We start from the raw sequence: 18,858 nt of genomic DNA, 5'->3' as shown, positions 1-18,858 counted from the left end.
GTGCACCCGAAGAGATGACAGGCTCGCCGCAGAACGCGCAGCGAGCTGACACTGCGCCACTCCAGCGCGACAACTCACGGGTGAACCAAGAGCACCGCAGCGCGGCCCCCGCCGACTTCAGCCCGGACACCCTGGGCGGACCCGGCGAGGCGACCCGCCCTGCCTTCCACCAGCCGTCGGCCCAGACGTCGCACGGCGGTCAGCCGCACGCGCAGCAGGCCTACGGGCAGAGCACACCCGGTTACGGGCAGCCCCAGCAGCACCATCCGGGAGCTCAGAACCAGGCTGCTCAGCACCAGAGCCACCCGGGAGCCGCAGGGTCGTGGGGCGGCGCGGGACAGCAGCAGTACCCGCAGCACCCCGGCCAGGGCTACGGCCAGCAGCAGCCCTACGCGGCCCAGCAGCAGTACCCGCAGCAGCAGGGCTACGCCCAGCACAGCGGCCAGCAGCAGCAGCACCAGCAGCACGGCGCCGACCTCAACCAGCGCGCCTACCCCTCCACGAACAGGCAGGAACCCGTCCGCCCCGCGCCCGCCGCGGCGGGCGCCGGAGTCGGCGGCACCGCCATCACCCCCTACGGGTGGGCGCTGCGCGGACTCGTCCTGTTCGGCGTGGCCGTGGTGTCCGGCCTGCTCTGGCTGCTGATCAAGCCCTCCTCCGACCCGGCCGAAGAAGCCGGCGAAGCCCCCGTTCCGGTGCCGCAGACGCAGAACCGCTTCAACCTGGAACTGCGCGAAGAGGGCCAGCAGGGCTGCGCGAAGGTCTCCACGGGGAAGATCGCGGAATTCTTCAACGACAACAGCTGCGAACACCTCACCCGGGCGCTCTACACCGCGACCCTGCCCGACGGGCAGCGCGTGCTGACCTCCGTGGTCACGATCCGGATGGCCGACGCCGCCACGGCCGCGCAGCTCAACGAGCTCGTCACCCAGGACGGCACCGGCAACGTGATGGACCTCGTCTCCGCCGGACGCGACCTGCCCGACGAGTTCCCCGGCCTCAGCAGCGACGTCGGCTACTACTCCGAGCAGCAGGCCCGGCTCGTCGTCGTCGGCGAATCCGGCTACTTCTCGCAGCCCGACGACTACGAAGACCAGCGCCTCACCGAAGTCACCCGAGACGCGCTCCGCCTAGGCTGGCCCCAAGACAGCGGCTGACGTGTGCATGGGTCGGGCTCCTTTTTGCTCGGGTGGTCCTGTGGCGGAACCTCAGCTTCCTTCTCGCTGCGGGATCTTTTTCCCGAGTGGCTCCGCCACGAGGGAAAAAGCTGTCCTCGCGAGAAGGAAGCTGAGAACCCGCGGGTGGTCACCTTTTTGACGTGGGCTATGTGCTTCGCACATACAGGCACGGCCTTCGGCCGCCGGGCAGGCTTGGCTTCGCCGCCCACTGCACGGCTTCGCCGCGAGGCACGGCCTACGGCCGCAAGGTAGACGGGACTTCGTCCGCCCCACTGCACGGCTTCGCCGCGAGGCACGGCCTTCGGCCGCTAAGCAGGCGTGCTTCGCCGCCCACAGCGCGGCGTCGCCGTAAGGCAGGGCCTGTGGGTGTGGGGTCGCTGTTTGAGGTGCTGGGTTGGGCTTCGTTGTTCGGTGGGTGGGGTGGCTGCCTGTGCTCGGGGGCTTCAGGGCTTGCCGGGCTGGGCTTCGGCTGCGGGGGTGCGGCCTGCGGTGATGCGCCAGCGGGTGGCGCGGGTGGCGGCCGTGGTCAGGGCGGTCAGGGCTGTGCGGCGCACCGCCGGGTCAGGGCCGTCCGGCTCGGTGTTCTCCAGCACCGAGCGCCAGCCGACCTGGCACTCCTGCTCCGCGATGATCAGCACGGCGATCGCCGAACCCTCGTCGGTCATCGGCTGCGGCAGCGAATAGGCGGGCGAGGCCGCCGGGGGAGTGGCCCCCGTGGCGCGGATCAGGCGCTGCGCCTCGTCCCGATGCCCCTCGTGCACGCCGGTCGCCTCCGCGACCGCCGAGCGGACCTGGGGGCGCGACACGAACGCCGTCACCAGCTCGTAGGTCCACACCGCGGCGTGCTCCGCGCGCAACGCCGCGGCCAACGCGGTCGCGCCCGCTTCGGTCAGTTCCTCGCTCACGCCAGCACCTCCGCCAAGCTCGCGCAGCTGGCCGAGACCGAACCGGTCAGCCCCGAGCGGTAACCCGGCAACGTCGGGCACAGCTTCGCCGCGGACTGCTCGGCGAGCGCCAGCGCCTTCTTCAACTCCGCCTTCGCCGCGTCCGCCGACGCCGGCACCTGGACCGCGGGCGCCGAGTGCCGGCGCGGCTCGTCCGGCGGGTCCAGCCGGTCGATCTCCCGCTGCAGCAGCCGCGCGTGCTCCGACCGGATCTCCGCGACGGCGCCGGCCTCCGCCCCCAGCGCGCGATGCGTCCGCGCGACGCCCTGCGCCAGCGCGGCGTCCGAGCGGGCCGCGGTCGCCAAGGCCGTCAACGGGTCCGGCACGTCCTCGCCACCGGTGCACGCGGAGGTCGCCACGGCGACGGCGGGCAACGCCGCGAACAGCCGCAACACCTCGCGGCGTCCGACCCGCGAAGGCCCGTTCGGGTGACGGGAGGAGAAGGGGGCTCGCACGCTGATCCATCCTGCCAGGCAGGCCGCGGAGGGCGGCGTCGGCCCGCACGGAGGCCACGCCGCGCCGTGCCTGGAACCGACCAGATAAGCTGGACGACCGCGGCCCGCGCGCCCAGCGCCGGACGCGGTTTCGCGAGTCCGGACGAAGGCGTCACCGCCCGAACCGGTGCGTCGCCGGGCCGCACGATCGGTCCGGCCCGATCACCTCCGAAGTGACCCGATCATCCCCGAATCAAGGAGTGCCAACGTGTCCAGCCCGCCGCGCGATGAGGCCATCGCGCTGCTGGAGCCCGTCGTCGCCGACGCCGTGTCCGCGGCCGGTTTCGACCTTGAGGAGCTCGACGTGCAGCAGGCAGGCAGACGCCGCCTGGTGAAGGTCGTCGTGGACTCCGATGACGGGGTGGGTCTCGACGAGATCTCCGAGCTCAGCCGTGCCGTGTCGAAGGTGCTGGACGCGCACGAACACGTCCTCGCCGGGGCGTACACCCTGGAGGTGACTTCGCCCGGCACCGACCGGCCGCTGACCCGGCCCCGGCATTGGCGCCGTGCCCAGCACCGCCTGGTCAAGATCAAGCTTTCCGACGGCGGTGAACTCACCGCGCGCGTCGGAGCCGCCGCCGACGAGAGCGTCCAGGTGCTCGTGGAGCAGCAGATCCGGACGCTGGCCTACCGTGACATCGAGCGCGCGGTGGTCGAGGTGGAATTCCAGCAGCCACCGGCGCAGGACCTCGTCCTGCTCAAGCGGGCGGCCGACGGCCCGGAAGGCGACGACCGGGAAGACACGGAGGAGTCGAGGTGAACGTCGACATCGCCGCGCTGCGAGCGATCGAACGCGACAAGGACATCCCGTTCGAGACGGTCCTGGAAGCGATCGAATCAGCGCTGCTGACGGCATACCGGCACACCGAAGGGCACCAGCAGCACGCCCGGGTGGAAGTGGACCGCAAGACCGGAGTGGTGCGCGTGCTCGCGCACACCTTGGACTCCGAGGGCGCGGTCGACGAGGAATGGGACGACACGCCCGAGGGCTTCGGGCGGATCGCGGCGACCACGGCGCGGCAGGTCATCCTGCAGCGGCTGCGCGACGCCGAGCACGAGCGCACCTTCGGGGAGTTCTCCACCAAGGAGGGCGAGATCCTCGGCGGTGTCGTGCAGCGCGACGCCAAGGCCAACTCGCGCGGCATGGTCATCGTGCAGGTCGGGGACAGCGAAGGCGTCATCCCCGCCGCCGAGCAGGTGCCCGGCGAGCGCTACGACCACGGTTCCCGGGTCAAGTGCTACGTCGTCGGCGTCTCCCGCAGCGCCCGCGGCCCGCAGATCACGCTCTCCCGCACCCACCCCAACCTGGTGCGCAGGCTGTTCGCGCTGGAGGTCCCGGAGATCGCCGACGGCACCGTCGAGATCCCGGCCGTCGCCCGCGAGGCCGGGCACCGCTCGAAGATCGCGGTGCGCTCCACGGTCGGCGGTGTCAACGCCAAGGGCGCCTGCATCGGCCCGATGGGCTCGCGCGTGCGCAACGTGATGAGCGAACTGGGCGGCGAGAAGATCGACATCATCGACTTCTCCGAGGACCCGGCGACCTTCGTCGGCAACGCGCTGTCGCCGGCCAAGGTGATCTCGGTGGAGGTCGTCGACGAGCGCGCCAAGACCGCGCGCGTCGTCGTGCCCGACTTCCAGCTGTCGCTCGCGATCGGCAAGGAAGGGCAGAACGCCCGGCTCGCCGCGCGGCTCACCGGCTGGCGGATCGACATCCGCAGCGACGCCGACCCCGGCTCGCCGACCACGTCCGCCGGACAGGCGGTCGCCCCGGCGCCCGGCATCGACCCCGGCGCCGGTGCGTCCGGAGCCGACGAACTGCCCGCGGTCGGTACCGCGGAATGACCCCCGTGGCGGCCGGCCGACGACCGGCCGCCACCGCGGTGACGGACTCGGATACAAGTCGTGGCGGCAACGGGTTAGAATCATTGGTGGCTCGACGCGAGGGAGCGAGAATCCGCACAAGATCGCCCGGTACGCACGGCTTCGACCGTGCCGATGGACCGGTTCGGACCTGTGTCGGATGTCGTCTCCGAACGTCGGCCGCCGAGCTGCTGCGAGTGGTGGCCGAGGACGGCTCCGCGGGTTCCGCCGCCGTCCCCGATCCGCGAAGTCGGCGACCGGGCCGGGGAGCATGGTTGCACCCCGATCCCCGTTGCCTTCGGCTCGCCGAGCGACGTCGAGCGTTCCCCCGCGCACTCCGCGTGCCGGGTCCGCTGGACCTCTCGGCCGTGCAGGCACACCTGGACTCCGATCCGGACTCCGGGACGCCGTCGGCGAGCGGCTCATCCCCAGACCGACGCGGGAACCTCCCGTGCGGAAGCAGTTGAAGGAAGCAGGTCGACCCGTCATGAATCAGCCGTGAAGCTGAAGACATGAACGCGCATCGGCAATAGGACGAGGTCGAGCGGGACTGCCGCCCGGCCTCACCCAGATGAGGAGAGCAGTGGCAGGCAAGGCCCGCGTGCATGAGCTCGCAAAAGAGCTCGGTGTAACGAGCAAGGAAGTCCTCAACAAGCTCGCCGAGCAGGGCGAGTACGTCAAGTCCGCGTCGTCCACCGTGGAAGCCCCGGTGGCGCGCCGACTCCGCGACGCATACCCCAAGTCCGGCAAGCCCAACGGCCGCTCCGGTGGCGCGAAGCCCGCGCCGCCGCGCAAGCCCGAAGGCCAGTCCGGTGACGGTGCGCCCAAGCCCGGTCCGAAGCCCGGCCCGCGTCCGCAGGCCCCCGCTCCCGGCCCGAAGCCCGGCGGCCAGCAGGCGCCCGGTGAGAGCACCGGTGCGCCCAAGCCCGGCCCCAAGCCGGGTCCGAAGCCCGGCCCGCAGGCCCCGGCTCCGGAGACCACGCCGTTCGAGCAGGCACCTGCCGCTCAGGCGCCCGCCGCGCAGGCGGGCTCCCAGCAGGAGTCCGCGCCCCAGGGTGGCGAGGAGCGTGCCGCCGGTGCGCAGGGCGGCTCGACCGGTTCGGCTCCGCGCCCCGGCCCGAAGCCCGGCCCGCGTCCCGGTCCGAAGCAGGACCAGAAGCAGGGCGGCGACGCCGACGGCACCGTGCCGCCGAAGCCGCAGGGCTCCAAGCCCAAGCCCGGCCCGCGCTCGCCGCGCGTCGGCAACAACCCGTTCGGCGTCGGCTCCGGCGCTCCGGCGCAGCGTCCGCCGCGGCCCGGTGGCGGTGCCGGCGGAGGACAGCAGCAGCGCCAGGGCGGTCAGGGCCCCGGCCGCGGTGGTCCGGGACAGCGTCCCGACCGCGGTGGTCAGGGTGGCGCAGGCACCGCTCCGGCGTCCGGGACTCCGGCCCCGCGCGGCGGCGGTGAAGGCGGCGGCAACCGCCCGAACCCGGGCATGATGCCGCCCCGGCCGAACCCCGGCATGATGCCGTCGCGCCCGGCCCGCTCCGGTGGCCCCGGTGGCCCCGGCGGCGGTCGTGGTGGCGGTCGTCCCGGCGGTCCCGGTGGCGGCGGTGGCCGTCCCGGTGGCGGCGGCGGTCGTCCCGGTGGCGGTGGCGGCGGCTTCCGCGGTGGCGGCGGTCCCGGTGGTGGCGGCGGCGGTGCTCCCGCCGGCGGGCCCCCGGCGGGCGGCGGTTTCCGCGGTCGTCCCGGCGGCGGTGGCCGTCCTGGTGGCGGCGGTCGCGGTGGCGCTGCCGGTGCCTTCGGCCGTCCCGGTGGTCCGGCGCGTCGTGGACGCAAGTCCAAGCGGCAGAAGCGCCAGGAGTACATGGACAACATGCAGGCGCCGTCGGTGGGCGGTGTCCGCCTCCCGCGCGGTGGCGGGGAGACCCTGCGCCTGCGCCGCGGTGCTTCGCTGACCGACTTCGCCGAGAAGATCAACGCCAACCCGGCTTCGCTGGTGCAGGCGATGTTCCACCTCGGCGAGATGGTCACCGCGACCCAGTCCGTCTCCGACGAGATCCTCGAACTGCTCGGCCAGGAGATGAACTACCGGGTCGAGATGGTCAGCCCGGAGGACGAGGACCGGGAGCTGCTGGAGTCGTTCGACATCAACTTCGGCGACCCGGACAGCTCCGAGGAGCAGCTCGCGGCGCGGCCGCCGGTCGTGACCGTCATGGGTCACGTCGACCACGGCAAGACGCGGCTGCTGGACACGATCCGGAAGGCCAACGTGCAGGCCGGTGAGGCCGGTGGCATCACCCAGCACATCGGTGCCTACCAGGTCGTCACCGAGCTCGAAGGCAACGAGCGGCCGATCACCTTCATCGACACCCCTGGTCACGAGGCGTTCACCGCCATGCGTGCCCGTGGTGCGAAGTCGACGGACATCGCCGTGCTGGTGATCGCCGCCGACGACGGCGTCATGCCGCAGACGGTGGAGGCGATCAACCACTCGCAGGCCGCGGGCGTGCCGATCGTGGTCGCGGTGAACAAGATCGACGTCGAGGGTGCGAACCCGGACAAGATCCGCCAGCAGCTCACCGAGTACAACCTGGTGGCCGAGGAGTACGGCGGCGACACCATGTTCGTCGAGATCTCCGCCAAGCAGGGCACCAACATCGAGGGCCTGCTGGAGGCGATCCTGCTCACCGCGGACGCCGCGCTGGACCTGCGGGCCAACCCCGACATGGAGGCCCAGGGCGTCGCGATCGAGGCGCACCTGGACCGCGGTCGCGGTCCGGTCGCCACGGTCCTCGTGCAGCGCGGTTCGCTGCGGGTCGGTGACTCGATCGTCGCGGGCAACGCGCACGGCCGCGTCCGGCGGATGATCAACGAGCACGACGAGGACGTCACGGTGGCGACGCCGGCGCGTCCGGTGCAGGTCATCGGGTTCACCTCGGTGCCGGGTGCCGGCGACACGTTCCTGGTCGTCGACGAGGACCGGGTGGCTCGGCAGATCGCCGACCGCCGAGGTGCTCGGATCCGGGAGGCGCAGAACGCTGCCAAGCGCAAGCGCGTCAGCCTGGAAGACCTGGACAAGGTGCTCAAGGAGACCAACCAGCTCAACCTGATCATCAAGGGTGACAACTCCGGTACCGTCGAGGCGCTGGAAGAGTCGCTCAGCAAGATCGACGTGGGCGAAGAGGTCGAGCTCCGGGTGATCCACCGCGGTGTCGGTGGCATCAACGAGTCCGACATCAACCTGGCCACCGCGGAGAACACCATTGTCCTGGGCTTCAACGTCCGGGCCGAGGGCAAGGCGGCCGAGGTCGCCAACCGCGAAGGCGTGGAGATCCGGTACTACTCGGTGATCTACCGGGCGATCGAGGACATCGAGCAGGCGCTCAAGGGCATGCTCAAGCCCGAGTACGAAGAGGTCGAGCTCGGCCGGGCGCAGGTCCGCGAGGTGTTCAAGTCCTCGAAGGTCGGCACGATCGCCGGTTGCATGGTCACCGACGGCATCATGCGCCGCAACGCCAAGGCCCGGTTGCTGCGCGACAGCGTGGTCGTCGCCGAGAACCTCACCCTCAGCTCGCTGAAGAGGTTCAAGGACGACGCGACCGAGGTCCGCGACGGTTTCGAATGTGGTCTGACGCTCGGGTCGTACTCCGACCTGAAGGTCGACGACATCATCGAGACCTACGAGATGCGGGAGAAGCCGCGCAGCTGATCCGCTACCGCCGGGGGCCGTCCACACGGGCGGCCCCCGGCGGTCGTGCGGGCCGGAAGTCTCGGGAGACGACGCTGATGTACGTCGGTGCGCTGGAACTGGACTTGCTGCTCGGTGACGTCCACTCGCTGAAGCAGAAGCGCGCCGTGGTGCGGCCCGTGGTGGCCGAGCTGCGGAAGCGCTTCGAAGTGGCCGCGGCGGAAGCAGGGGATCAAGACCTGCACCGCCGGGCGCTGATCGGGGTGAGCGTGGTCTCCGGCGACGCCTCGCACGTGCGCGAGGTGCTGGAGGCGTGTGAGCGCGCGGTCGCCGCGCGCCCCGAAGTGGAACTCTTGTCGGCCCGGCAGCGCATGCTGGGGCCGGAAGACTGACGGCGGTCGACGGGTTGCACCGGTCGCGGGCGTTTCGCCCCGCCGGTGCCGCCCGCCCGTGCCGGTGCTCCGGTCGTCGTGGGCCGACCGGCCGAGGGCCGCAGCCGGGAGCCGTGCCGTGATGGTTCGGCCGCCGGAGGCACGGACCCATGTTCACGCCCGGGTACCCGGGCGCAGGATCGACGGAGGAGGTGCGCCGTGGCGGATACGGCGCGCGCCCGCAGGCTCGCGAAGCGCATCGCGCAGATCGTGGCCTCGGGGCTGGAGTACGAGGTCAAGGACCCGCGACTGGCGATGGTGACGATCACCGACGCTCGGGTCACCCCGGATCTGCGGGACGCCACGGTCTACTACACCGTGTTCGGCGACGACAGCGACTACGCGTCGACGGCCGCCGCCCTGTCCAGCGCCACCGGTGTGCTGCGCACCCGCGTGGGAGCGCAGACCGGGGTGCGGTTCACGCCGACGCTGACGTTCGTCGCGGACACCGTGCCGGACGACGCGCGGCGGATGGAGGAGCTCGTCGCGCGGGCCAAGGAGGCCGACGCCGAGGTCGCCCGGCTGGCTTCCGGAGCGGAGCACGCGGGAGAAGCGGACCCTTACCGTGCGGAACCGGCCGACACCGATGATGACGATGAGGAAACTCCTGGTGACGAGTCGCTGACCGGCACGGATGCCGATCTGCGGCGTCGGCCACACAGTGGTTGAACCGGCCGCTCGAATGCGGTGCGTTATGGGCGGCGCCGTGGTCGTGCGGCGCGTTCGGCGTGGAGGTGAACCCTGTGAACGGGCAACCCGGAACCGCTCAGCCCGGTGAGGGCACCGGCGCCGAGTCCCTCTCCGCGGAGGTCGCGGCGGCGGCGAAGCTGCTCTCCGGAGCCTCCGACGTCACGCTGCTCGCCCACGTCAACCCGGATGCCGACGCGCTGGGCAGCGCGTTGGCGCTGGGCCGGGCGCTGCGCGGCAGGGGAGCTCGGGTGCGGGTGTCGTTCGGGCATCCGGGCGCGGTGCCCCGGTCGCTGCGGGTGCTCGACCCAGACGGCCTGATCGTGCCCGCCGACGAGGTGCCCGCGGCGCCGCCGCTGCTCGTGGTGTGCGACGCGGGCAGCCTGCAACGGCTGGGGGCGCTGGCGGGCCGAGTGCGGGCCACCATCGACGCCGGCGGCTCCGTGCTCAACATCGACCACCACGTGGCGAACCCCCGGTTCGGCACCCACCACGTGATCGACGAGACGGCCGTGGCGACGGTGCTGCTGGTGCTGCGGCTGCTCGACGAGCTCGGCGCCCCGCTGGACCTGCCGATCGCGCGGTGCCTGTACGCGGGCCTGGTCACCGACAGCGGCAGGTTCCGCCGGGCGCAGGCGTCCACGCACCTGGTGGCGGCGCGCCTGCTGGAGGCCGGGGTCGAGCCGGACGAGCTGACCCGCTCCCTGATGGACACCCACCCGTTCGCCTGGCTGCCGATGCTCTCCGGCGTGCTGGGCCAGGCCGCGCTGGAACCCGTCGCGGCGCAGGGGCTGGGAATGGTGCACGCGGTGGTGCGGCTGGCGGAATCCGAACCGGTGCGCAGCGAGGAACTCGACAGCGTGATCGACATCGTGCGGACCACGGCGGAAGCCGAGGTCGCGGTGGTGCTCAAGGAGATCGCCGCGGACCGCTGGTCGGTGTCGTTGCGCGCCGACCGGCGCGTGGACGTCGGCAAGGCCGCGAACCTGTGCGGAGGCGGCGGGCACCGGCTGGCGGCCGGGTTCACCGCGGACGGTTCCGCCGAGGACGTCCTCGACTCGGTGCGCGCGGCCTTGGAGCAGGCCCCGCTACTGGACTGAACGGCCGGTGGCTCAGTTCTTGCGCCGGGCGCGGAAGGCGGCGACGTGGACCCGGTTCGCGCAGCGGGCCGAGCAGAAGCGCTTCGCCTGGTTCGTCGAGGTGTCCAGGTAGTACGTGGCGCAGTCCGCGGCCTGGCAGCGTCCCCACCGGCCGGTGCCGTGCTGCACGACGCCCTGCGCCAAGCCCCAGGCCGCCGCGGCGGCGACCTCCGTGGCGGGCGGGGCGTCCGGGCCTGCCACGTGCACGTGCCAGCTCGGCCCGTGCCCGGACAGCCGCGGTCGCGGCGGGTGCCGTTCGAGCAGGGCGTTGGTCGCCGCCTGCACCCGCGCCGCGTCTCCGTCGATCATGGCGTCGAACGCGGCGCGCAGACCGGTCGCGACGGTGCGCAGCACTTCCAGGTCGTGTTCGTGGACGCGTTGCGACCACCACGGCTCGTCGTGCAGCGCCGCGCGCAGCCGGTCCAGGCCGGTGAGGTCGGCGTTCGCGAGCCGCAGCGCCAGCTCCGTGTAATCGGCGCTGTCCATGCGAGCTCCTTACCGATAGCCTTCGTCAGGGGCGGATACCGATGTCACAGCTTACCGGGAGGGTGTCGTGAGCGAGGTCGCCGAGCGGGTGCCGATGCGGACGGTGCTCGGGCTGGCCGTGCCCGCGCTGGGCGTGCTGGCCGCCGAGCCGCTGTACGTGCTCGTCGACACCGCGGTGATCGGGCACCTGGGCGCGGTGCCGCTGGCGGGCCTGGCCCTCGGCGGCACCCTGTTCACGCTGGTGTCCAGCCAGCTCACGTTCCTGTCCTACGGGACGACGGCGCGCACCGCCCGCCTGCACGGCGCGGGACGCCGCAAGGACGCCGTCGCCGAAGGGGTGCAGGCCACCTGGCTCGGCATCGCCGTCGGCGTGCTGCTGCTGGTGCTGGCGCAGCTGTTCGCGGTGCCCATCGCCGAACTGCTCGCCGGGGAGGGGCCGATCGCGGACGCGGCGGCGCGGTGGCTGCGGGTCGCGCTGCTCGGAGCGCCGCTGGTGCTGATCACGATGGCCGGCAACGGCTGGATGCGCGGGGTGCAGGACACCCGGCGACCGCTGTGGTTCGTGCTCGCGGGCAACGGCACCTCGGCGCTGCTGTGCCCGCTGTTCGTGTACCCGCTGGGGTGGGGGCTGGAAGGGTCGGCGGTGGCGAACCTGATCGGCCAGTCCATCTCGGCGGCGCTGTTCCTGCGGGCGCTCGTGGTGGAACGCGCCGGGCTGCGGCCCGACCCGGCGACGATGCGCGCCCAGCTCGGCATGGGCCGGGACCTGGTGCTGCGCACGCTGGCCTTCCAGGCGTGCTTCCTGTCTGCGACCTCGGTCGCGGCCCGCACCGGAGCCGACTCCGCCGCCGCGCACCAGGTGGTGTGGCAGCTGTGGTCCTTCCTGGCGCTCGTGCTGGACTCGCTGGCCATCGCCGCGCAATCGCTGGTGGGCGCGGCCCTCGGTGGCGGTGCGGCGCAGCGGGCGAAGGGACTCGCGCGGCAGATCAGCTGGTACGGGCTCGCGTTCGGAGTGCTGCTCGGCGCCGTGTTCGCCGCGTTGGCGACGGTGCTGCCGAAGGTGTTCACCAGCGATGCCGCGGTGCTCGCGCAGCTGCCGTCGGCGTGGTGGTTCTTCGTGCTGCAGCAGCCGGTGGCCGGAGTGGTGTTCGCGCTCGACGGCGTGTTCCTCGGCGCCGGGGACGCGCGCTACCTGCGGACCGCGACGATGCTCAGCGCCGCCGTCGGCTACCTGCCGCTGATCTGGCTGTCGCTGGCCTTCGGCTGGGGCCTGGCCGGGATCTGGACGGGGCTGAGCCTGTTCATGCTGCTGCGGTTGATCACCCTGCTGCTGCGGGCGCGATCGGGGAAGTGGGCCGTGGTCGGTGCCGAGGTGGGCGCCGCGGCGTAGTGGGCGTTGGCCGCGCGTTCAGCGGTGGATCACCGCTTCGACGGGCCGCCGCCACCGCGCCGGAACGGGTCGGGGATGATTGCCAGCCGTGTCCGAGCACTCCCGAACAGCACGCAACCGTCCCGCCGTCCCGCCCGGTCTGCTCGTGGTGGACAAACCGGCGGGCATGACCTCGCACGACGTGGTGTCCCGCGTGCGGCGCATCATGGGCACCCGCAAGGTCGGGCATGCCGGAACGCTGGATCCGATGGCCACCGGCGTGCTGGTGCTGGGGCTGGAACGGGCCACGAAGCTGCTGGGGCACCTGGCGCTGGACACCAAGGCCTACTTGGCGACGATCCGCCTCGGCGCGGCCACCAGCACCGACGACGCCGAAGGCGAGCTGCTCTCGCAGGCCGACCCGGCCGGGGTGACCGAGCAGGCGATCCGGGACGGCATCGCCGAGCTGACCGGCGACATCCAGCAGGTGCCGAGTTCGGTGAGCGCGGTCAAGGTCAACGGCAAGCGGGCCTACGAGCTGGCTCGCGCGGGCAAGGACGTGGAGCTGGCCGCGCGGCCGGTGACGGTGTCGCGGTTCGACCTGCTGGCCGTCCGCGAGCCGGAAGCGGTCACCGCTGAACCCGACGCCGCCGAGCCGGATGCCGCTGCGGCCGAGCCGGACGCCTGGCCCACCCGGATGATCGAGCTCGACGTGATCGTCGAGTGCTCCTCCGGCACGTACGTGCGGGCGTTGGCGCGCGACCTGGGCGCCCGGCTCGGCGTCGGCGGCCACCTCGGCCAGCTGCGCCGCACCCGCGTGGGGCCCTTCGGCCTGGCCACCGCGCGCACCCTGGAGCGGCTCGAAGCCGAACCGGGCCTGTCGATGGACCTGGACCAGGCCATCGCCACCGCGTTCGCCCGCCACGACACCGACGCGGGCACGGTGCGCGCGCTCACCCACGGGCAGACCATCCCCGCCACCGGCGTCGCGGGCACCTGCGGAGTGTTCGGGCCGGACGGTCGCGCGGTGGCGCTGGTGCAGGACGAGGGGCGCACCGCGCGGCCGGTGCTGGTGCTGACCCCGGCGGGCTGAACGACCTGTCCGGGGGCAGGCAGTAGGCTTGCCAGCCGTGCAGCGTTGGCGCGGTTTGGAGCAGCTCCCTGGCGGTTGGGGCCGGTGCGTCGTCACCATCGGCGTCTTCGACGGGATCCACCAAGGACACCAGCAGTTGATCACGCACGCGGTGCGGGCGGCGCGGGAGCGCGGCGTCCCCTGCGTGCTGATGACCTTCGACCCGCATCCGGCCGAAGTGGTGCGCCCCGGCAGCCACCCCGCGCAGCTGACCACGCTGCAGCGGCGCGCGGAACTCGCCGAGGGCCTCGGCGTGGACGTGTTCTGCGTGCTGCCGTTCACCGCCGAGCTGTCCCGGATGCCCGCGGCCGAGTTCGTGCACGAACTGCTCGTGGAGCGGCTGCACGCGGCCGTGGTCGTGGTGGGGGAGAACTTCACGTTCGGCCACCGCGCGGCGGGCGACATCGCGGTGCTGGCCGAGCTGGGCGACCGCTTCGGCTTCGAAGTGGCCTCGGACCGCCTCGTCAGCGGCCCGACCGAGCGCGCCGACGGGGCCGCGGAGGCGCCGGTGACGTTCTCCTCGACCTACATCCGCTCGTGCATCGACGCCGGGGACGTGGTGGCCGCGGCGTCGGCGCTGGGCCGGTACCACCGGCTGGAGGGCATCGTGGTGCGCGGCGCCGGCCGCGGCGGCAGCGAACTCGGCTTCCCCACCGCGAACCTGTCCAGCCCCGCGTACTCCGCGGTGCCCGCCGACGGCGTGTACGCCTGCTGGTTCACCCACCGCCGCCGCGGTTCCCCGGAACCCGGCGAGACGCTGCCCGCCGCGGTCTCGGTGGGCAGCAATCCCACGTTCTCCGGTACGGAACGGACGGTGGAGGCGTTCGTGCTCGACGTGGACGCCGATTTCTACGGCGAGCACGTGGCGTTGGACTTCGTGCGCAGGCTGCGCGGCATGGAGCGCTACGACTCGGTGGACGCCTTGATCGAGCAGATGAACCAGGACGTCGTGCGCACCCGTGAGATCCTCAGTGCGCGCGGTTGATCGACTCCGTGGGGGCGGAGGAATTTCGCAAACCGGTCCGGCGGCACGTTGCGACCTGGCAGTATTCAGTACCGGCCGCTCCCGGGGATCTTCCGGTGGCGGCGTTCGACGGTGGCACCGGGGGAGCTGAGGTGGCGGAACACAAGAGCGTCCAGCGCAATCTGGAGCTGCAGCGGGAGTGGTACGGCGAACCGCTGGGCGACCGGGTGCGCCGACTCGTGGTGGCGTTCCGGATCTCGCAGGCCCAGCTCGCGGAGGTGCTCGGCATCAGCGCCCCGATGCTCAGCCAGGTGATGAGCGGGCGCCGCGCCAAGATCGGAAATCCGTCGGTGCTGGCCAGGCTGGTGATGCTGGAGCGCAAGGTGCTCGTGCCCGGCGTGACGGCGGGGGAGTCGGAGGCGATCCAGGCGGCGCTGGCCGACGTGCGCGACTCCCGGCCGTCGGTGGGGCGGGACACGCTGCCGGTGATGGGCGCCAACGGCGAGGAAGCGGCGTGGCCGGTGCTGCGCGGCGCGGCCAAGCCGAGCGAGCTGGAGGCCGCCGCCGCGCTGATCGACGGGCGCTACCCGGAGCTGGCGGGCTTATTGCGCCGCGCTGCCAGCGGCGCGGCCTGAGGTCCGTCCGGCGCGGACGTCCGATGCGGACTCCCCGGGCGGACCCGGCGCTGGGACACTGCGCGGTGTGGGCAGAACCGGCGGCGAATCGGATGCAGGGCTTCCGCGCCTGTTCACCGCGGTGTGGCCGCCGCGGGAGGCGATCGAGCACCTCAGCGGCGCGCTCGACGAGGCCGGGCTGGAACGGGCCGGAGCCGGAGTGCGGCGCTTCCGCCTCATGCCGCCGCGGCAGTGGCACCTGACGCTGTGCTTCCACGGCCCCGCCGACCCCGCCGCCTCGGCGGTCCGGCTGGACGACCGCGTGCGCGAGGCGACGGCGCCGCGGCTGCGGCTCGCTGGGGCGGGCACGTTCCGCGGCGTCCTGTGGGCGGGCGTGGAGCCCGCCGCCGACTCCGATGCCCGTGCGTTGCGGGCGCTGGTGCGCGCCGCGGGAGGCGACCCGGAGGCGTTCCGGGCGCACCTCACCCTGGCCCGGTGGAACGAGGGCAGGCCGGACCGGCGGGCGCTGCTCGCCGGGCTCGACGACTACGCGGGCCCGTGGTGGGACGCGTCCGAGGTCGCGCTCGTGCGCAGCGATCAAGGACCGGCGGGGCCGGTGTACCGGAACGTGCGCTCGGTGGCGGTGCCACGCCGATCCGCAGGGGACCAGGGTGGACGGGGGAGCCCCTGATATCCTGGCCTCGGATCCGGCTGTAGTCCGTGGCGGCCGTGTCCGGTGTGCCTGTACCCGGTGAGACCGGCCGGTCCGGGAATCCGGTCCGACCAGTGTCCTGGTCGGTGCCGAACCTGGGGATCGGAGCCGTCGCAGGATCGGGGCCCCGGTGAGTCCGGGGTCGACGAATCCGGTGTGGGCCGCCCGGTGTGCGAGGTGTGGCGATGGCCGTGAGTCGTGTCCGGTGCGTTCCCACCCGGTGTTCATCCCGGCTTCGAGCTCGCCGCTCGGTGCCAGGCGCATCCGAAGCAACACTTGACACGGCACGCGAAACAAGGAGAGTTCACCCGTGGCGCTGTCCACTGCTCAGAAGAAGCAGATCCTGACCGACTTCGGTCTGCACGAGTCCGACACCGGTTCGGCGGAGGCCCAGGTGGCCCTGCTGACCAACCGGATCTCGGGCCTGACCGAGCACCTCAAGATGCACAAGCACGACCACCACTCGCGTCGTGGCCTGCTGCTGATGGTCGGTCGGCGTCGGCGTCTGCTGAACTACCTGACCAAGGTCGACATCGAGCGCTACCGCTCGCTGATCCAGCGGCTCGGTCTGCGTCGTTGACCTGAGTCGGGGGAGCGATCCACAGTGGATCGCTCCCCCGATGCACAACTGAACGCATGAAGGCGGGCCACTGTCGGCCCGCGCACGAATGTGGGTCCACGCCCACGGCGGGTCATCATCCGCCGGTCCTCGGTAGTGGCTTCCGGGCAACCCGCCCGGTGGCTTCGATCGATGACCGGCCTCGTCGGAAAGAGTCCCCCGCGCGACCGTGGACCCCTGAAACGAGGAGTTCCACTTGACACAAGCGCACAACGTTGACGAAGGCGTCTACGAAGCGACCGCGGTGCTGGACAACGGTGCCTTCGGTACCCGCGAGGTCCGGTTCGAGACGGGCCGGCTGGCCAAGCAGGCCGCGGGCAGCGTCGTCGCCTACCTGGACGACGACACCATGCTGCTGTCGGCCACCACGGCCTCCAAGCACCCCAAGGACAACCTCGACTTCTTCCCGCTGACGGTGGACGTCGAGGAGCGCATGTACGCGGCGGGCCGCATCCCCGGCTCGTTCTTCCGCCGGGAGGGCCGCCCCTCCACCGACGCGATCCTGACCTGCCGGCTGATCGACCGGCCGCTGCGCCCGTCCTTCGTGGACGGCCTGCGCAACGAGATCCAGGTCGTGGTCACGGTGATGAGCCTGGACCCGAAGGACCCGTACGACGTGCTCGCCATCAACGGCGCGTCCGCCTCCACGCAGCTGTCCGGCCTGCCGTTCTCCGGCCCGGTCGGCGGCACCCGGATGGCGCTGATCGACGGGCAGTGGGTGGCGTTCCCCACCTACGAGCAGCTCGAGCGCGCGGTGTTCGACATGGTCGTCGCCGGTCGCATCGTCGGTGACGACGTCGCGATCATGATGGTCGAGGCCGAGGCCACCGACAAGACCGTCGACCTGGTCGGCCAGGGCGCCCAGGCGCCCACCGAAGAGGTCGTCGCCGCCGGTCTCGAAGCCGCGAAGCCCTTCATCCGCACCCTCTGCCAGGCCCAGCAGCAGCTGGCCCAGACCGCGGGCAAGGCCACCGCCGAGTACCCGCTGTTCCCGGCGTACCAGGACGACGCCTACACCGCCGTCGAAGGCGCGGTGTCCGCCGACCTGGCGCAGGCGCTGGCCATCGCGGGCAAGCAGGAGCGCGAGTCCCGCCTCGACGAGATCAAGCAGGTCGCGCTGGAGAAGGCCGGCATCGAAGAGGGCCAGCCCTTCGCCGGTCGCGAGAAGGAGATCGGCGCGGCCTTCCGCTCGCTGACGAAGAAGCTGGTGCGCCAGCGGATCATCACCGAGAAGGTCCGCATCGACGGTCGCGGCCTCACCGACATCCGCAGCCTCTCCGCCGAGGTCGGCGTGGTGCCGCGGGCGCACGGTTCGGCGCTGTTCGAGCGCGGCGAGACCCAGATCATGGGCGTGTCCACGCTGAACATGCTGCGGCTGGAGCAGACGATCGACTCGCTCGGTCCGGAGACCAGCAAGCGGTACATGCACCACTACAACTTCCCGCCGTACTCGACCGGTGAGACCGGCCGGGTCGGCAGCCCGAAGCGCCGCGAGATCGGCCACGGCGCGCTGGCCGAGCGGGCGCTGCTGCCGGTGCTGCCGACGCGCGAGGAGTTCCCGTACGCGCTGCGCCAGGTCTCCGAGGCGCTGGGCTCCAACGGTTCCACCTCGATGGGCTCGGTCTGCGCCTCGACGCTGTCGCTGCTCAACGCCGGTGTGCCGCTGAAGGCCTCGGTCGCGGGCATCGCGATGGGCCTCGTGTCCGACGTCGTCGACGGCGAGACGCACTACGTGGCGCTGACCGACATCCTCGGTGCCGAGGACGCGTTCGGTGACATGGACTTCAAGGTCGCCGGCACGAAGGAGTTCGTGACGGCGCTGCAGCTGGACACCAAGCTCGACGGCATCCCGTCGGCCGTGCTGGCGCAGGCGCTGGGCCAGGCCAAGGACGCCAGGTTCACGATCCTGGAGGTCATGGACGAGGCCATCGGCACGCCGGACGAGATGAGCCCGCACGCGCCGCGCGTCACCTCGGTCTCCATCCCGGTCGACAAGATCGGCGAGGTCATCGGGCCGAAGGGCAAGATGATCAACTCGATCACCGAGGAGACCGGCGCCGAGATCACCATCGAGGACGACGGCACCATCTACGTGGGTGCGGCCGACGGCCCGTCCGCGGAAGCGGCGATCGACAAGATCAACGCCATCGCGAACCCGCAGCTGCCGAAGGTCGGCGAGCGCTTCCTGGGCACCGTGGTCAAGACCGCGGCGTTCGGCGCGTTCGTCTCGCTGCTGCCGGGCAAGGACGGCCTGGTGCACATCTCCAAGCTGGGCAACGGCAAGCGCATCGGCAAGGTCGAAGACGTCGTGAACGTCGGCGACAAGCTGCGCGTGGAGATCGCCGACATCGACAACCGCGGCAAGATCAGCCTCATCGTCGTCGACGAAGAGGGCGACGCCGCGAAGGCCGAGGACGCCCCGGCCGAGGCTCCGGCGGAAGCTCCCGCCGAGTGATCCGATGAATCGCTGAGATCAGCAGCGAGGCGAAGCGGCCCGTCCCGGACAGCACGTCCGGGGCGGGCCGTATCGTGTGGCAGGGCGTACGGCGACGAGACCCG

At 72.1% G+C, this 18,858-nt stretch carries 18 protein-coding genes; 15 read left to right on the top strand and 3 right to left on the bottom strand.

All coding sequences use genetic code 11. The annotated features are described in order from the left end of the window. The first annotated feature begins 80 nt into the window (after positions 1–80). Positions 81–1,157, top strand: coding sequence for a hypothetical protein (locus BJ969_RS21675; protein WP_184481507.1), 1,077 nt, complete (start codon positions 81–83; stop codon positions 1,155–1,157). A 464-nt stretch (positions 1,158–1,621) separates the two neighbouring features. On the opposite strand, the gene BJ969_RS21670 is transcribed toward BJ969_RS21675, so the two are convergent. Beyond that, complete coding sequence (locus tag BJ969_RS21670) at positions 1,622–2,083, bottom strand: DUF4439 domain-containing protein (RefSeq protein WP_184481505.1); 462 nt, start codon at positions 2,081–2,083, stop codon at positions 1,622–1,624. Beyond that, positions 2,080–2,577 carry a hypothetical protein gene (locus BJ969_RS21665; protein ID WP_343071532.1) on the bottom strand — a complete coding sequence of 166 codons (498 nt, stop codon included), beginning with the start codon at positions 2,575–2,577 and terminating at the stop codon, positions 2,080–2,082. The genes BJ969_RS21670 and BJ969_RS21665 overlap by 4 nt, the downstream gene beginning before the upstream one ends. 247 nt (positions 2,578–2,824) lie before the next feature. Here BJ969_RS21665 and rimP point away from each other — a divergent pair, with 247 nt between their 5' ends. The 7 genes from rimP (at position 2,825) to BJ969_RS21630 (ending at position 10,364) form a co-directional block, all read left to right on the top strand. Continuing rightward, positions 2,825–3,376, top strand: a complete 552-nt coding sequence (gene rimP, locus BJ969_RS21660) for a ribosome maturation factor RimP (protein ID WP_184481503.1) — start codon at positions 2,825–2,827, stop codon at positions 3,374–3,376. After that, positions 3,373–4,458, top strand: coding sequence for a transcription termination factor NusA (gene nusA / locus BJ969_RS21655; protein WP_184481501.1), 1,086 nt, complete (start codon positions 3,373–3,375; stop codon positions 4,456–4,458). Before rimP ends, nusA begins: the two co-directional genes overlap by 4 nt. Further along, complete coding sequence (locus BJ969_RS21650; RefSeq protein WP_184481498.1) at positions 4,455–4,943, top strand: YlxR family protein; 489 nt, start codon at positions 4,455–4,457, stop codon at positions 4,941–4,943. The genes nusA and BJ969_RS21650 overlap by 4 nt, the downstream gene beginning before the upstream one ends. Positions 4,944–5,059: 116 nt before the next feature. Continuing rightward, positions 5,060–8,167, top strand: a complete 3,108-nt coding sequence (gene infB / locus BJ969_RS21645; RefSeq protein WP_184481496.1) for a translation initiation factor IF-2 — start codon at positions 5,060–5,062, stop codon at positions 8,165–8,167. Positions 8,168–8,244: 77 nt separating this feature from the next. Then, positions 8,245–8,538, top strand: a complete 294-nt coding sequence (locus BJ969_RS21640) for a DUF503 domain-containing protein (protein ID WP_184481494.1) — start codon at positions 8,245–8,247, stop codon at positions 8,536–8,538. A gap of 198 nt (positions 8,539–8,736) precedes the next feature. After that, a complete protein-coding gene (rbfA, locus tag BJ969_RS21635; protein WP_184481492.1) occupies positions 8,737–9,246 on the top strand; it encodes a 30S ribosome-binding factor RbfA in 510 nt (169 codons plus the stop codon). Positions 9,247–9,404: 158 nt separating this feature from the next. Continuing rightward, positions 9,405–10,364: a DHH family phosphoesterase gene (locus tag BJ969_RS21630; protein WP_221316682.1), complete on the top strand. Its 960-nt coding sequence runs from the start codon at positions 9,405–9,407 to the stop codon at positions 10,362–10,364. A 12-nt stretch (positions 10,365–10,376) separates the two neighbouring features. On the opposite strand, the gene BJ969_RS21625 is transcribed toward BJ969_RS21630, so the two are convergent. Further along, positions 10,377–10,889: a CGNR zinc finger domain-containing protein gene (locus BJ969_RS21625; RefSeq protein WP_184481487.1), complete on the bottom strand. Its 513-nt coding sequence runs from the start codon at positions 10,887–10,889 to the stop codon at positions 10,377–10,379. 94 nt (positions 10,890–10,983) lie between these two features. Between BJ969_RS21625 and BJ969_RS21620 the strand changes: the two genes are divergently transcribed. From BJ969_RS21620 to BJ969_RS21590, 7 genes are all read left to right on the top strand, one after another. Beyond that, positions 10,984–12,279 (top strand): MATE family efflux transporter, encoded by a 1,296-nt coding sequence (locus tag BJ969_RS21620; protein ID WP_184485621.1) that lies wholly within the window; start codon positions 10,984–10,986, stop codon positions 12,277–12,279. Positions 12,280–12,445: 166 nt separating this feature from the next. Continuing rightward, positions 12,446–13,351, top strand: coding sequence for a tRNA pseudouridine(55) synthase TruB (gene truB / locus BJ969_RS21615; RefSeq protein ID WP_221316681.1), 906 nt, complete (start codon positions 12,446–12,448; stop codon positions 13,349–13,351). Between the two features lie 37 nt (positions 13,352–13,388). Further along, positions 13,389–14,375 (top strand): bifunctional riboflavin kinase/FAD synthetase, encoded by a 987-nt coding sequence (locus BJ969_RS21610; protein WP_184481482.1) that lies wholly within the window; start codon positions 13,389–13,391, stop codon positions 14,373–14,375. A gap of 131 nt (positions 14,376–14,506) precedes the next feature. Then, positions 14,507–14,989, top strand: coding sequence for a helix-turn-helix transcriptional regulator (locus tag BJ969_RS21605; RefSeq protein WP_184481480.1), 483 nt, complete (start codon positions 14,507–14,509; stop codon positions 14,987–14,989). A gap of 67 nt (positions 14,990–15,056) precedes the next feature. Next, on the top strand, positions 15,057–15,659 hold the full coding sequence (gene thpR, locus BJ969_RS21600) for an RNA 2',3'-cyclic phosphodiesterase (RefSeq protein ID WP_184481477.1): 603 nt from the start codon (positions 15,057–15,059) through the stop codon (positions 15,657–15,659). A gap of 331 nt (positions 15,660–15,990) precedes the next feature. Next, positions 15,991–16,260 carry a 30S ribosomal protein S15 gene (gene rpsO / locus BJ969_RS21595; RefSeq protein WP_184481475.1) on the top strand — a complete coding sequence of 90 codons (270 nt, stop codon included), beginning with the start codon at positions 15,991–15,993 and terminating at the stop codon, positions 16,258–16,260. A gap of 235 nt (positions 16,261–16,495) precedes the next feature. Continuing rightward, positions 16,496–18,754 carry a polyribonucleotide nucleotidyltransferase gene (locus BJ969_RS21590; protein WP_184481473.1) on the top strand — a complete coding sequence of 753 codons (2,259 nt, stop codon included), beginning with the start codon at positions 16,496–16,498 and terminating at the stop codon, positions 18,752–18,754. The last annotated feature ends 104 nt before the right edge of the window (positions 18,755–18,858 follow it).

Origin of the sequence: Saccharopolyspora gloriosae, from assembly GCF_014203325.1 — a bacterium.
GTDB classification, from domain to species: domain Bacteria; phylum Actinomycetota; class Actinomycetes; order Mycobacteriales; family Pseudonocardiaceae; genus Saccharopolyspora_C; species Saccharopolyspora_C gloriosae.
Note: the sequence above shows the minus strand (reverse complement) of the source record. Positions and strands in the feature narration are given on the sequence as shown.

Bases quoted from the DNA above. Each gene is read 5' to 3' on its own strand.
- BJ969_RS21650 (WP_184481498.1), top strand. From the start codon at position 4,455: ATGACCCCCGTGGCGGCCGGCCGACGACCGGCCGCCACCGCGGTGACG.
- BJ969_RS21640 (WP_184481494.1), top strand. From the start codon at position 8,245: ATGTACGTCGGTGCGCTGGAACTGGACTTGCTGCTCGGTGACGTCCAC.
- BJ969_RS21625 (WP_184481487.1), bottom strand. From the start codon at position 10,889: ATGGACAGCGCCGATTACACGGAGCTGGCGCTGCGGCTCGCGAACGCC.
- BJ969_RS21620 (WP_184485621.1), top strand. From the start codon at position 10,984: ATGCGGACGGTGCTCGGGCTGGCCGTGCCCGCGCTGGGCGTGCTGGCC.
- truB (WP_221316681.1), top strand. From the start codon at position 12,446: ATGACCTCGCACGACGTGGTGTCCCGCGTGCGGCGCATCATGGGCACC.